Here is a 13,235-nt window from a genome sequence, read left to right as displayed (position 1 = left end):
GCTACGCTTACCGGGCCTACGATTGGCGTAATCTACAATCCCAAAACCAACTGACGCTCTAACTGTGGATCCAACAGTGTGACGTGCAGCCCCACCAGTCGTACTCCGCGCCCTGCCCGCCGTTCTTCCCATACTTTTTTTGCCGTCGCGATAAGATCGTCTCTGTTCAGACGCGGCCAGACGTGCTCCTGCGTAGTCTGCTGGAAGTCGTTAAACTTGAGCTTCACGCCCTGCCGGGCGATGAGCAGATCGGGCTTAACCTTCGCTAAGCGCCTTTCCAGCTCAGGATAAAGCTGTTCAGTGATGATGAATTCACATTCGGACCAGTCGTGAATATCTTCCATCAGCGTGCGTTCAACACCAACCGATTTACGCAACCGCTCGCTGCTTACGCTGCGTTCATCAATGCCCTGACTGCGTTCCCACAGCACGCGACCAAACTTTCCGAAACGCTTGAGTAGCATAGCCAGATCGCTTCGCTGCACATCTTCGCAGGTGCGTAATCCCATACTTTCCAGCTTCGCGGCGGAGACTTTGCCTACGCCGGGGATTTTGCCAAGCGGAAGCGTTTTCAAAAACGCAGGCACCTCTTCGGGGGTAATGACGTACTGACCGTTGGGTTTATTTAAATCGGAGGCGATTTTAGCGAGAAATTTTACCGGCGCGACCCCTGCCGATGCGGTGAGATTCAGCTCGCTGGAAATAGTCTGGCGGATCTCCTGCGCCATCAGGGTGGCGGAGCCGTGACAGTGAAGGCTGTCGGTGACGTCAAGATAGGCTTCGTCCAGGGATAGCGGCTCAATCAGTGAGGTATAGCGTGAGAAGATTTCCCGTATATGGTTCGACGCTTCTTTATAGGCTTCAAAGCGCCCAGGCAAAAGGGTGAGGTGCGGGCAGAGTTTTAACGCCATCGCCGTCGGCATGGCGCTGCGCACGCCAAATTTGCGCGCAGGGTAGTTGGCGGTGCTGATCACCCCACGCTGTACGCGGCTGCCGCCAATGGCGATGGGGATATCCCGCAGCGCCGGGTTGTCACGCATCTCCACTGCGGCAAAAAAGCAGTCCATATCGACATGGATTATTTTGCGCATAGTAAGCCCTCACTCATCACTGGATAAGTATACAGTAAACAAATGAGGGTTGAGAAGTGTACGTGGGAATTGTCGGGTGGCAGCTTCGCCTTACCCGACTAACAAGACTAAATAATGCGCTGCTGTTCGCGGGCCATTCTTTTTTTCCGCGCATCGCACGGTTCCGGGCAGTCGCAGACCTTTTCCATTCCGAGAGAAGAGATCCCGCCGCAGCTGCCCTGAATGCTTTTACGCTTGATGATCCAGCCTAATGACATGCCGAATACCACCAGCACAAACACCGCAAAGGTCGCCAGAAAGGTCAACATGATCAGCCTCCGAAATCATCAAGGAGGATGTTCTCATCTTCCACGCCGAGATCTTTCAGCATCTTGATCACAGCGGCGTTCATCATTGGCGGACCACACATGTAGAACTCGCAGTCTTCTGGTGCCGGGTGCTGTTTGAGGTAATTTTCATAGAGCACGTTGTGGATGAAGCCCGTATAGCCTGTCCAGTTATCTTCCGGCTGCGGGTCGGAAAGCGCCACGTGGAAGGTAAAGTTAGGGTTCTCACGCGCCAGCTGTTCGAACTCATCGTCATAGAACATTTCGCGCAGGGAACGCGCCCCATACCAGAAGCTGATCTTACGCGTGCTCCCAAGACGCTTGAGCTGGTCAAAGATGTGTGAGCGCATCGGCGCCATACCCGCGCCCCCGCCGATAAAGACCATTTCTGCGTCGGTATCTTTGGCAAAGAACTCCCCGAACGGACCGGAGATGGTGACTTTGTCGCCAGGCTTGAGGGACCAGATGTACGACGACATCACGCCCGGCGGGGCATGTGGCACGTTTGGCGGCGGGGTGGCGATACGCACGTTGAGCATAATGATGCCCTTCTCTTCCGGGTAGTTAGCCATGGAATAGGCGCGAAGCGCGGACTCTTTGACCTCGGAAACAAAGCGGAAGAGATTAAATTTATCCCAGTCGGCACGGTACTCTTCAGGCACGTCGAAGTCGGCATACGCCACGGTGTGTGCCGGACAATCAATCTGGATATAGCCCCCCGCACGGAACGGGACGCTCTCCCCTTCAGGCACACGCAGCTTAAGCTCTTTAATGAAGGTGGCTTTGTTATCGTTAGAGATAACCTCGCACTCCCATTTTTTCACGCCGAAGATCTCTTCCGGCAGCTCAATCTTCATGTTCTGACGCACCGCGACCTGGCATGCCAGACGACAACCCTCTTTCGCTTCACGTTTCGTAATATGCGACAGTTCTGTGGGCAGAATATCACCGCCACCCTCTTTCACCGTCACACGGCATTGCCCGCATGAGCCGCCGCCACCGCAGGCTGACGAGACAAAGATCCCGTTGCCGGAGAGCGTATTAAGCAGTTTATCCCCTGCCGGGGTACGGATCTGATTCTGGGGATCGTCATTGATATCAATGACCACATCACCGGAATTGACCAGCTTCGCGCGCGCCGCCAGAATCAGCCCTGAGAGCACCAGTACTATCAGCGTGAACATCACCACGCCAAGAATAATTTCCATCTTTTAGCCCTTATAGCTGCACACCGGAGAAGGACATAAAGCCCAACGCCATCAGGCCGGTGGTGATAAAGGTGATCCCTAAGCCACGCAGTCCGGCAGGGACGTTGGCATATTTCATTTTTTCGCGGATCCCCGCCATGGTAACAATCGCCAGCATCCAGCCGATACCGGATCCAAAGCCATACACCACGGATTCACTGAAGTTGTAATCACGCTGAACCATGAATGAGACGCCACCAAAGATGGCACAGTTTACGGCGATGAGCGGCAGGAAGATCCCCAGCGCGTTGTACAGCGACGGGAAATACTTATCGAGGATCATCTCCAGGATTTGCACCAGCGCCGCAATTACCCCGATAAAGGTGATGAAGTTCAGGAAGCTGAGATCAATCCCCTCCACCAGCGCACTGTCCCGCAGCACAAAGTTGAACACCAGGTTGTTAATCGGAACGGAAAGCCCCAACACCACGGTGACCGCCACGCCCAGACCAAATGCCGTCGAGACCTTTTTGGAAACGGCAAGGAACGTACACATGCCCAGGAAGAAGGCGAGCGCCATGTTTTCAACAAACACCGCGCGCACAAATAAACTCAGGTAATGAGCCATTGTCGGTTACTCCTTTTCCTGCTGTTCGGGCTTCAACGTACGAATCAGCCAGATCAGCAAACCGATAATGAAAAATGCGCTTGGGGCCAGCAGGAACAGTCCGTTTGGCAGATACCAGCCGCCGTTCTGTACCGTGTCCAGCACCGTGATGCCAAACAGCTTGCCGCTGCCAATAAGCTCGCGCAGGAAACCGACCGTCAGCAGGATCACGCCGTAGCCCAGACCGTTGCCGATCCCATCCATAAAGCTCGCCAGCGGCGGCATTTTCATGGCGTAGGCTTCAGCGCGTCCCATCACGATACAGTTGGTGATAATCAGGCCGACAAACACCGAAAGCTGCTTCGAGGTTTCATAAGCAAACGCGCGCAGCAGCTGATCAACGACGATCACCAGCGAAGCGATGATCGCCATCTGGACGATGATCCTTACGCTGTTGGGTATGTGGTGGCGGATCATTGAGATAAACATGCTGGAGAACGCTGTCACCAGCGTAACTGCCAGCGTCATCACTACCGCCGTTTCCAGTTTGGTCGTCACCGCCAGGGCAGAGCAGACGCCCAGCACCTGCAGCGTTATCGGGTTATTGGCTAAAAGTGGGCCAATCAGCACCTTTTTAACTTCTTTCAGTTCACCCGTATCAGCCATTGTTTAGCGCTCCTTCACGTACGTTTTTCAGGAAGGGACCAAAGCCCAGTTCACCCATCCAGAAATCAAAACTGTGCTGCACCCCGTTAGAGGTGAGCGTGGCCCCGGAAAGGCCGTCAACGGCGAAGTCATCACCGGGACGCGCGCCCCCTTTCACCACCTTAAGCGCAGGCTGACCGTTATCGTCGAGTACTTTTTTACCGACAAACTGCGCACGCCAGTTAGGGTTCTCAACTTCGCCACCCAGCCCCGGCGTTTCGCCCTGATCATAATAAGTAATGCCTTTGACCGTGCGGCCATCGGTGTCCAGCGCCACAAAGGCGTACATCATTGACCACAAGCCGTTACCATAGATGGGCAAAACCACTTCCTGCACGCGTTTTTGCTCGTCACGAACGAGATAAATCTCCGCAATATTGCTGCGGCGCTTAATCCCTGCCGGATCCTGAGAGGCATCAAGCGAAGTGCTCATCTGCGGATCTTTCAGCGCCAGCGCCTGGTTATATTTCGCCGGGTCTTTATCCATCAGTTCACCGGTTTTTAAATTCACCAGCCGTGCGGTAATGCGTTCAGCAAACACGGCTGAGACGTCGTCCTTCGTCATGCCTTCCTGCATCAGCCCGGCCACGGCCAGGATGTTACGCTGTTTATCCAGCGCCCGTTGCTCCTGCTGCAGCGGTTTTAACCCGACGGCAGAACCGGCGACGACAATGGAACAGACCAGGCAAAGCACCAGAACCACCAGCAATGTTTTGCTGATGCTGTCGTTATTTTTGACTTCAGCCACGCGCCTTCCTCCGCTTAATGTTGGCGCGCACGACCAGATAGTCGAACAGCGGCGCAAACAGATTGGCAAACAGAATGGCCAACATCATCCCTTCCGGATAGGCCGGGTTGACCACGCGAATCAATACACACATCACCCCAATGAGCGCGCCGTAACACCATTTACCTCTGTCGGTAAACGAGGCCGAGACGGGATCGGTGGCCATGAACATCATGCCAAACGCAAAACCGCCCAGCACAAGGTGCCAGTACCACGGCATAGAGAACATCGGGTTCGTGTTTGAACCAATGAGATTGAACAGGGTGGCAGTAAGCACCATCCCGAGCATCACGCCTGCGACGATGCGCCAGGAGGCCACGCGACCAAAGAGAATGATCGCCCCACCGAGCAAAATCATCAGGGTAGACACTTCCCCGATGGAGCCCGGGATGTTGCCAATAAACGCATCAAACCAGGTCACCGGCTGGCCGGTCGCATTATTGACCAGCGTTTCACCGCCGCCTGCCGCCCACTGGGAAAGGGGTGTCGCACCGGAGAAACCGTCAGCAGCCGTCCACACCAGGTCACCTGAGATCTGCGCCGGGTAGGCAAAGAACAGTAACGCACGCCCCGCCAGCGCCGGGTTCAGGAAGTTACGCCCGGTCCCGCCGAAGATCTCTTTGGCAATCACGACGCCAAAGCTTATCCCCAACGCCGCCTGCCAGAGTGGCAGCGTTGGTGGCACAATCAGCGCAAACAGGATAGAGGTAACAAAGAAGCCCTCGTTAATCTCGTGTTTGCGGATGATGGCGAACAGCACTTCCCAGAAACCGCCCACGATAAAGACAGTCATATAAATCGGCAGGAAGAATACCGCCCCCAGCGTCATCATGCTGAGCCAGCCCGCGTCCGCCGCGAAGCTCACGCCTAACGACTGTGCCAGGCGGTAGTGCCAGTCAGACTGAATGACCTGCGCCAGCTGCTGCGCATCATAGAGATGATGCAGCGCCGGAATGGTTTGCAGACCCACGTTGTACATACCCCAGAACATGGCCGGGAAGACCGCAAACCACACCAGGATCATCATGCGTTTCAGGTCGATGGCATCGCGAACGTGCGCCGCCCCTTTCGTCACCAGACCCGGCGTGTAGAAAATGGTCGTCGTCGCTTCGTACAGCGGGTAGTACTTCTTCAGTTTACCCTCGGTAAAATGCGGCTCTATTTTTTCAAAGAGGTGTTTTAAGCCCATCGTTATCCTTCCTGCTCAATGCGGGTTAACACCTCGCGCAATACGGGTCCATATTCGTATTTACCTGGACACACATAGGTACACAGCGCCAAATCTTCTTCATCCAGCTCGAGACAGCCCAGCGCCTGCGCGCCGTCGGTATCACCGGCAAGGAGATCGCGCAGCAGCACGGTGGGCAGAATGTCCAGCGGCATCACGCGTTCGTAGTTGCCAATCGGGACCATTGCGCGCTCCCCGCCGTTCGTGCTGGTGGAGAAATTAAAGAGCTTATGACGCAGGAAGTGACCCAGCGTAGTGCGGGTCACGGAGTATTTCTCTGCACCCGGCAGCACCCAGCCGAACAGCTCTTTCTCACGCCCTTCCTGCACAACGCTCACCTGAAGATGGAAACGGCCCAGGTACGCATGCGCATCAACTGCACGGCGCCCACTGAGTACTGAACCGGAAATCAGGCGGTTTTCACCCTCTTTCGTTTCCCCGGAAAGCAGGTCATTAAGATCGGCTCCCAGAAGCGTTTTTACCAGGCGCGGGTTTGCAGCCTGCGGACCGCCGATAGCGATGACCCGTTCAGCGCAGAGAACGCCAGTGGTAAAGAGCTTACCAATGGCAATGACGTCCTGATAATTAAGATGCCAGACCTGTTTTTTCAGACTCACCGGCTCAAGGAAGTGAATATGGGTGCCGACCAGCCCAGCCGGATGTGGACCCGAAAATTCATTAAACGTGACCTGCCCCTGCGGATGGCCGCCAAGCTTGCCACCGCCGGCCTGGCAGACGTGAACTTTTCCGGGCGTCAGGCGCGTTAAAACCGTCAACCCGGCATCGAAGGCTTTACGCTGCGCCAGAATAACGGGCTGCGGGTCTGCGCTGAGCGGGTTGGTGTCGATGGCCGTCACGAATATGGCAGCCGGGGCCGTATCAGGAGCGGGGGATTTGCTGAAAGGACGCGTGCGAAGTGCCGTCCACAAACCGGATGCCAGCAGTTGAGCCTGCACAGTTTCCCGACTAAGCGACGCGAGTTCTGCGGCGTCGTAATGGGCAAACTCACGCTGTTCATCGCCTTCAATGCGGATCACCACCGACTGAAGGACACGGCGCTCGCCACGATTGATCGCCACAACGGTGCCGCTGGCGGGAGCAGTGAACAGCACGCCGGGATTTTTTTTATCCTCAAAGAGCGCCTGCCCTTTGATAACGCGATCGCCCTCCTGAACCAGCATCGAGGGACGCATTCCCAGATAATCGTCGCCTACGATGGCGACATGACGGACACTTGCACCGGGCGAAACGTGCTGCTCGGGCACGCCTGCAATCGGCAGATTAAGTCCTTTTTTTATTTTAAACATGTGGTTAGCAGGTTTCCATAAACAACAATCCAGTGGGCGCGAAGTGTACCATTTTCCCCTTCTCACGGGCAGGGGATCCGCCTGCGGGTGCGCCAAATTGCGAGCTAATACGCAAAGTTCCTGGAGCCAGCGTGATTTTGATGGTTTATAAAGTAAAACTAATTTGTAAACTCATCGCCCGACTCTTGCGAAAATCTATAGCGGTGCTAATGTGAGCGCTCCTAACAGAATAATCTGATTTCGGGTCTCTTTTGCCGCCCTGGCAAGTTGGTCTACGTTTTATCAAGGAACTTGTAGTATGCGTAAAATCGCATTGTTCATTGCGATGCTTCTGATTCCGTGCATGTCGTTTGCCGGGCTGCTCAGCAGCAACAGCTCCACGACGCCGATCAGCAAAGAATATAAACAGCAGTTAATGGGATCGCCGGTTTATATTCAAATCTTCAAGGAAGAACGCACGCTCGATCTATTTGTGAAAATGGGCGAGACATATCAGCTGCTTGATAGCTACAAAATTTGTAATTACTCCGGCGGGCTGGGGCCAAAACAGCGCCAGGGTGATTTTAAAAGTCCGGAAGGGTTTTATAACGTTCAGCGTAGCCAGCTCAAACCGGACAGCCGCTTCTATAAAGCCATTAACATCGGTTTCCCCAATGCCTATGACCGTGCTCACGGTTATGAAGGGAAATACCTGATGATCCACGGTGCCTGCGTGTCTATCGGCTGTTATGCGATGACCGATGCCGGCATTGATGAAATTTTCCAGTTCGTAACAGGCGCGCTGGTGTTCGGGCAGCCTAACGTTCAGGTCAGCATTTATCCGTTCCGTATGACAGATGCCAACATGGCCCGCCATAAGTACTCCTATTACGCCGATTTCTGGAAACAGCTGAAGCCGGGTTACGACTACTTTGACCAGACCCACAAGCCGCCTGTGGTTTCAATCGTAGATGGCCGTTACGTGGTCAGCAAACCGCTGAGCCACGAAGTCGTCCATCCACAGCTGGCGTCAAATTACACGGTCCCCGAGACAAAATAGCACCCACTCGCCTGGCATGATCTTTTGCCAGGCTTCGTTGCCCGTCAGCGGCTGCGTCGCAATGACTGTGACCACATCGTTCGGTGTGGTCTCTTTCTGAAAGTCTATCTCCACATCCTGATCGAGCAGCTTTGCAACGCCAAACGGCGCACGGCGCGTGATCCAGAACAGGTTCGTCGAACAGAACGCCATGACATAGCGTCCGTCTGACAGCAGCATGTTAAACACGCCTTTTTCACGTAGCTCGGATGCCAGCGTCGCGATGTATTTAAACACGGCGGTCATGTTGCCGGGCGTACGAGGATAACGTTCCGTCAGCTTGTGCAGTAGCCAGCAGAAGGCTTTTTCGCTATCCGTTTCGCCGACCGGGCGGAAATTCCCCGTCTCCAGCGACTTATAGCCCGTCAGTTGCCCGTTGTGCGCATAGGTCCAGTTTCGCCCCCACAGTTCACGGGTAAACGGATGGGTATTTTCCAGCGCCACTTCGCCGCGGTTTGCCTGACGGATGTGCGCGATCACCGAGCGGGACTTGATGGGATAGTCCTGCACCAGTTTGGCAATCGGTGAGTTATAGCTGGGCTGTGGATCTTTGAACGTGCGACACCCTTTGCCTTCGTAGAAGGTAATGCCCCAGCCGTCTTTATGCGGCCCGGTTCCTCCACCGCGCTGCACCAGCCCGGTGAAACTAAAGCAGATATCGGTTGGCACATTGGCGCTCATCCCGAGCAGTTCGCACATACATCACCTCCACAACAGCGGGGGCAAGAGTGCCCCCAGCGAAGTCTTACTTAACCATCTCTTTTTCGATCAGTTGAATCAGGATGTGGATCACTTTGATGTGAATTTCCTGAATACGGTCAGCATAACCGAAGTGCGGAACGCGAATTTCGACATCCGCCGTACCGTCCATCTTACCGCCATCTTTACCGGTCAGGGTGATGACTTTCATCCCTTTTTCACGCGCGGCGGCGATCGCTTTGATCACGTTGCCGGAGTTGCCAGAGGTAGAGATCCCCAGCAGCACGTCGCCTTCACGGCCTACCGCTTCAACGTAGCGGGAGAAGATGTGGTCGTAACCGAAGTCGTTGCCTACGCAGGAGATGTGGCTGACGTCGGAAATCGCAATCGCCGGGTAGCCCGGACGGTTTTCGCGATAGCGTCCGGTCAGCTCTTCTGCAAAGTGCATGGCATCACAGTGGGAACCACCGTTACCGCAGGAGAGCACTTTGCCGCCCGCTTTAAAGCTGTCGGCCAGCAGGACCGCCGCGCGCTGAATAGCGTGAATGTTGGCATCATCTTTCAGAAAGTTAGCCAGCGTTTCCGCCGCTTCGTTCAGTTCGTTACGAATAAGATCCTGGTACATGAGGATAATCCTTCAGTATTGATGAAATAACACAGTGGAGTGTACCGGATAGCGGGAAAAGCGAGAAGCTAAAGCCATGCGAATCCTCCGGCGTTTTGCTTTTTCGTGCCGGCGAAAACACGAACAATGTGAGCCCGGTTGTAATTATTTTGTAAACACATTGCTAAAGGAAATAACATCAACTACAACCATATCATCACAAGTGGTCAGACCTCCTACAAGCAAGGGAGCTTTTCTTTATGATGATTTTGAGCATTCTCGCAACTGTTGTACTGCTCGGTGTGTTGTTCTATCACCGCGTCAGTTTATTCCTGAGTAGTGTGATTCTGCTGGCCTGGACGGCTGCACTTGGCGTCGCTGGTCTGTGGAATATCTGGCTTTTAGTTCCGCTGGCCATCATTCTTCTGCCGTTTAACTTTACCCCGATGCGTAAGTCGATGATCTCCGCGCCGGTGTTCAAAGGCTTCCGCAAAGTGATGCCGCCAATGTCGCGGACTGAGAAAGAAGCGATTGATGCCGGTACCACCTGGTGGGAAGGCGACCTGTTCCAGGGCAACCCGGACTGGAAAAAGCTGCATAACTATCCGCAGCCGCGTCTGACCGCTGAAGAACAGGCTTTTATTGACGGCCCGGTGGAAGAAGCGTGCCGCATGGCAAATGACTTCGCGATTACCCATGAAATGGCGGACCTGCCGCCAGAACTGTGGGCGTATCTGAAAGAACATCGCTTCTTCGCGATGATCATCAAGAAAGAGTATGGCGGTCTGGAATTCTCCGCTTACGCTCAGGCTCGCGTCCTGCAAAAGCTGGCGGGCGTCTCCGGGATCCTGGCGATTACCGTTGGCGTGCCTAACTCCTTAGGCCCGGGTGAACTGCTGCAGCATTACGGTACGGAAGAGCAGAAAGATCACTACCTGCCGCGTCTTGCGCGTGGTCAGGAAATCCCTTGCTTCGCGCTGACCAGCCCGGAAGCGGGTTCCGATGCAGGCGCGATCCCGGATACCGGCGTGGTCTGCATGGGCGAGTGGCAGGGCGAGCAGGTGCTGGGCATGCGCCTGACCTGGAACAAGCGTTATATCACCCTGGCGCCAATCGCCACCGTGCTGGGTCTGGCCTTTAAGCTCTCTGACCCGGAAAAACTGCTGGGCGGCGAAGAAGATCTGGGCATTACCTGTGCGCTGATCCCAACCTCTACCCCGGGCGTTGAAATTGGTCGCCGTCACTTCCCGCTGAACGTGCCGTTCCAGAACGGTCCGACCCGCGGTCAGGACATCTTTGTGCCGATTGATTACATTATCGGTGGTCCGAAAATGGCCGGTCAGGGCTGGCGTATGCTGGTGGAATGTCTGTCGGTTGGCCGCGGCATTACCCTGCCGTCGAACTCTACTGGTGGCCTGAAATCTGTGGCGATGGGGATTGGTGCATACGCCCACATCCGCCGTCAGTTCAAAATCTCCATCGGCAAGATGGAAGGTATCGAAGAGCCGCTGGCGCGTATCGCAGGTAATGCCTACGTGATGGATGCCGCCGCATCTTTGATTACCTACGGCATTATGCTGGGCGAAAAACCGGCCGTGCTGTCCGCGATTGTGAAATACCACTGTACCCACCGCGCGCAGCAGTCGATCATTGACGCGATGGATATCGCAGGCGGTAAAGGCATTATGCTCGGCGAAGGCAACTTCCTGGCGCGCGGCTATCAGGGCGCACCGATTGCCATCACCGTTGAAGGTGCCAACATCCTGACCCGCAGCATGATGATCTTCGGTCAGGGGGCGATTCGCTGCCATCCGTACGTGCTGGAAGAGATGGCCGCTGCGCAGAATAATGACGTGGATGCCTTCGATAAGCTGCTGTTCAAACATATCGGTCATGTGGGTAGCAACAAGGTGCGTAGTTTCTGGCTCGGCCTGACGCGCGGTCTTACCAGCGCGACGCCAACCGGTGATGCGACCAAACGCTATTACCAGCATCTGAACCGTCTGAGCGCCAACCTGGCTCTGCTGTCGGATGTTTCCATGGCCGTTCTCGGCGGTAGCCTGAAGCGTCGCGAGCGTATATCTGCCCGTCTGGGGGATGTGCTGAGCCAGATCTTCCTGGCGTCTGCGGTCCTGAAGCGTTACGACGACGAAGGGCGTCAGGAAGCGGATCTGCCGCTGGTACACTGGGGCGTTCAGGATGCGATGTATCAGGCAGAACAGGCGATTGACGATCTGCTGGCGAACTTCCCGAACCGCTTTGTTGCGGGCGCCCTGCGCGTGGTGATCTTCCCGACCGGTCGTCACCACCTGGCACCGTCCGACAAGCTGGACCACAAAGTGGCGAAAATCCTGCAGGTACCGAGCGCGACACGCTCCCGTATCGGCCGTGGTCAGTACCTGGCCCCTACGCCACATAACCCGGTGGGTCTGCTGGAAGAGGCGCTGCTTGATGTAATGGCCGCCGACCCAATTCATCAGAAGATCTGCAAACAACTGGGCAAAAACCTGCCGTTCACCCGTCTGGATGAACTGGCGAAACAGGCGCTGTCAGGTGGCATTATCGATAATGCTGAAGCAGCAATTCTGGTAAAAGCCGAAGAGAGCCGTCTGCGCAGTATTAACGTCGATGATTTCGAACCGGACGAGCTGGCAACACAGCCGGTAAAGCTGCCAGAGAAGCACCGTAAACCTGAAGCGGCATAACCCGTTTCGTTCTGACAAACCCCGCCGCGCGCGGGGTTTTTTATTGCCACATTTTCTCGTAATGACGTGCTACAGTGTCAAAAAGGGGTCGTTTGAGGAGTCTGTATCGTGCCGGGTTTGAAGATTTCGATTTTGCAGCAACCTTTAGTGTGGATGGATGGCCCTGCCAACCTGCGCCACTTTGATCGTCAACTGGAAGAGATTACCGGACGAGATGTGATTGTCCTGCCGGAGATGTTCACCACCGGCTTCGCCATGGAAGCAGCTAAGCAATCAATGCCTCAGGATGACGTGGTCGCCTGGATGCATACCAAAGCGCAGCAAACAAACGCGCTGATCGCGGGTAGTGCCGCCCTGCAAACCGAGCGCGGGCCAGTGAACCGTTTTCTGCTGGTTGAGCCGGAAGGGAAAGTGCATTTTTACGATAAACGCCACCTGTTCCGCATGGCGGATGAGCATCATCACTATGAAGCGGGTAATGAGCGCGTGGTATTCGAGTGGCGCGGCTGGCGCATTCTGCCGCTGGTCTGCTACGACCTGCGCTTCCCGGTGTGGTCGCGCAACCGCAACGATTATGACCTGGCGCTGTATGTCGCCAACTGGCCAGCACCGCGCTCGCTGCACTGGCAGTCGCTGCTGGTGGCGCGCGCCATTGAGAACCAGGCGTATGTGGTGGGCTGTAACCGTGTGGGGACGGATGGCAACGGGCATCACTACCGCGGCGACAGCCGGGTGGTAAATCCGCAGGGCGAGATTATTGCGACTGCCGAGCCGCATCAGGCAACGCGAATTGATGCGGAGCTATCGTTGACCGCGCTGAAGGAGTATCGGGAGAAGTTTCCGGCCTGGCAGGATGCGGATCCGTTTAGCATCGGGTAAAAAAAGCCGGGTGGCGGCTACGCTTTACCCGG

Annotated in this window: 13 protein-coding genes; 3 read left to right on the top strand and 10 right to left on the bottom strand. The window is 55.4% G+C overall.

The window, feature by feature from the left end:
- Positions 1 to 32 precede the first annotated feature (32 nt).
- From dinB to G0034_RS04405, 8 genes are all read right to left on the bottom strand, one after another.
- Positions 33 to 1,091 carry a DNA polymerase IV gene (gene dinB / locus G0034_RS04440; RefSeq protein ID WP_179120547.1) on the bottom strand — a complete coding sequence of 353 codons (1,059 nt, stop codon included), beginning with the start codon at positions 1,089 to 1,091 and terminating at the stop codon, positions 33 to 35.
- A 107-nt stretch (positions 1,092 to 1,198) separates the two neighbouring features.
- Positions 1,199 to 1,399: a (Na+)-NQR maturation NqrM gene (nqrM, locus tag G0034_RS04435; RefSeq protein WP_014882678.1), complete on the bottom strand. Its 201-nt coding sequence runs from the start codon at positions 1,397 to 1,399 to the stop codon at positions 1,199 to 1,201.
- Between the two features lie 2 nt (positions 1,400 to 1,401).
- Positions 1,402 to 2,625 (bottom strand): NADH:ubiquinone reductase (Na(+)-transporting) subunit F, encoded by a 1,224-nt coding sequence (nqrF, locus tag G0034_RS04430; protein ID WP_179120546.1) that lies wholly within the window; start codon positions 2,623 to 2,625, stop codon positions 1,402 to 1,404.
- A 10-nt stretch (positions 2,626 to 2,635) separates the two neighbouring features.
- Positions 2,636 to 3,232, bottom strand: coding sequence for an NADH:ubiquinone reductase (Na(+)-transporting) subunit E (gene nqrE, locus G0034_RS04425; RefSeq protein WP_006810004.1), 597 nt, complete (start codon positions 3,230 to 3,232; stop codon positions 2,636 to 2,638).
- A 6-nt stretch (positions 3,233 to 3,238) separates the two neighbouring features.
- Entirely contained in the window at positions 3,239 to 3,877 is a 639-nt protein-coding gene (locus tag G0034_RS04420) for an NADH:ubiquinone reductase (Na(+)-transporting) subunit D (protein ID WP_014882676.1), read from the bottom strand.
- Positions 3,870 to 4,664 (bottom strand): Na(+)-translocating NADH-quinone reductase subunit C, encoded by a 795-nt coding sequence (locus tag G0034_RS04415; protein ID WP_014882675.1) that lies wholly within the window; start codon positions 4,662 to 4,664, stop codon positions 3,870 to 3,872. The genes G0034_RS04420 and G0034_RS04415 overlap by 8 nt, the downstream gene beginning before the upstream one ends.
- A complete protein-coding gene (locus tag G0034_RS04410) occupies positions 4,657 to 5,892 on the bottom strand; it encodes an NADH:ubiquinone reductase (Na(+)-transporting) subunit B (protein ID WP_179120545.1) in 1,236 nt (411 codons plus the stop codon). Before G0034_RS04410 ends, G0034_RS04415 begins: the two co-directional genes overlap by 8 nt.
- 2 nt (positions 5,893 to 5,894) lie before the next feature.
- Positions 5,895 to 7,238 carry a Na(+)-translocating NADH-quinone reductase subunit A gene (locus G0034_RS04405; protein WP_023332159.1) on the bottom strand — a complete coding sequence of 448 codons (1,344 nt, stop codon included), beginning with the start codon at positions 7,236 to 7,238 and terminating at the stop codon, positions 5,895 to 5,897.
- Between the two features lie 298 nt (positions 7,239 to 7,536).
- Between G0034_RS04405 and dpaA the strand changes: the two genes are divergently transcribed.
- On the top strand, positions 7,537 to 8,277 hold the full coding sequence (gene dpaA, locus G0034_RS04400; RefSeq protein WP_179120544.1) for a peptidoglycan meso-diaminopimelic acid protein amidase: 741 nt from the start codon (positions 7,537 to 7,539) through the stop codon (positions 8,275 to 8,277).
- On the opposite strand, the gene G0034_RS04395 is transcribed toward dpaA, so the two are convergent.
- Both G0034_RS04395 and lpcA read right to left on the bottom strand, forming a co-directional pair.
- A complete protein-coding gene (locus tag G0034_RS04395; protein WP_014882671.1) occupies positions 8,248 to 9,015 on the bottom strand; it encodes a class II glutamine amidotransferase in 768 nt (255 codons plus the stop codon). The genes dpaA and G0034_RS04395 overlap by 30 nt on opposite strands.
- Before the next feature lie 46 nt (positions 9,016 to 9,061).
- Entirely contained in the window at positions 9,062 to 9,640 is a 579-nt protein-coding gene (lpcA, locus tag G0034_RS04390) for a D-sedoheptulose 7-phosphate isomerase (protein WP_010427884.1), read from the bottom strand.
- A gap of 239 nt (positions 9,641 to 9,879) precedes the next feature.
- Here lpcA and fadE point away from each other — a divergent pair, with 239 nt between their 5' ends.
- Together fadE and G0034_RS04380 are read left to right on the top strand one after the other, a co-directional pair.
- On the top strand, positions 9,880 to 12,324 hold the full coding sequence (gene fadE, locus G0034_RS04385; protein ID WP_014882670.1) for an acyl-CoA dehydrogenase FadE: 2,445 nt from the start codon (positions 9,880 to 9,882) through the stop codon (positions 12,322 to 12,324).
- Positions 12,325 to 12,432: 108 nt separating this feature from the next.
- Entirely contained in the window at positions 12,433 to 13,203 is a 771-nt protein-coding gene (locus G0034_RS04380; RefSeq protein ID WP_014882669.1) for an amidohydrolase, read from the top strand.
- Positions 13,204 to 13,235 lie beyond the last annotated feature (32 nt).

Origin of the sequence: Enterobacter sp. T2 (genome assembly GCF_010692925.1) — a bacterium.
Classification (GTDB): Bacteria; Pseudomonadota; Gammaproteobacteria; order Enterobacterales; family Enterobacteriaceae; genus Enterobacter; species Enterobacter kobei.
Note: the sequence above shows the minus strand (reverse complement) of the source record. Positions and strands in the feature narration are given on the sequence as shown.

What these genes read in the sequence shown, in the direction of transcription:
- G0034_RS04405 (WP_023332159.1), bottom strand. Translation starts at nt 7,238, where the DNA reads ATGTTTAAAATAAAAAAAGGACTTAATCTGCCGATTGCAGGCGTGCCC.
- dinB (WP_179120547.1), bottom strand. Translation starts at nt 1,091, where the DNA reads ATGCGCAAAATAATCCATGTCGATATGGACTGCTTTTTTGCCGCAGTG.
- lpcA (WP_010427884.1), bottom strand. Translation starts at nt 9,640, where the DNA reads ATGTACCAGGATCTTATTCGTAACGAACTGAACGAAGCGGCGGAAACG.
- nqrE (WP_006810004.1), bottom strand. Translation starts at nt 3,232, where the DNA reads ATGGCTCATTACCTGAGTTTATTTGTGCGCGCGGTGTTTGTTGAAAAC.
- G0034_RS04410 (WP_179120545.1), bottom strand. Translation starts at nt 5,892, where the DNA reads ATGGGCTTAAAACACCTCTTTGAAAAAATAGAGCCGCATTTTACCGAG.
- fadE (WP_014882670.1), top strand. Translation starts at nt 9,880, where the DNA reads ATGATGATTTTGAGCATTCTCGCAACTGTTGTACTGCTCGGTGTGTTG.
- G0034_RS04420 (WP_014882676.1), bottom strand. Translation starts at nt 3,877, where the DNA reads ATGGCTGATACGGGTGAACTGAAAGAAGTTAAAAAGGTGCTGATTGGC.
- nqrM (WP_014882678.1), bottom strand. Translation starts at nt 1,399, where the DNA reads ATGTTGACCTTTCTGGCGACCTTTGCGGTGTTTGTGCTGGTGGTATTC.
- G0034_RS04395 (WP_014882671.1), bottom strand. Translation starts at nt 9,015, where the DNA reads ATGTGCGAACTGCTCGGGATGAGCGCCAATGTGCCAACCGATATCTGC.
- dpaA (WP_179120544.1), top strand. Translation starts at nt 7,537, where the DNA reads ATGCGTAAAATCGCATTGTTCATTGCGATGCTTCTGATTCCGTGCATG.
- nqrF (WP_179120546.1), bottom strand. Translation starts at nt 2,625, where the DNA reads ATGGAAATTATTCTTGGCGTGGTGATGTTCACGCTGATAGTACTGGTG.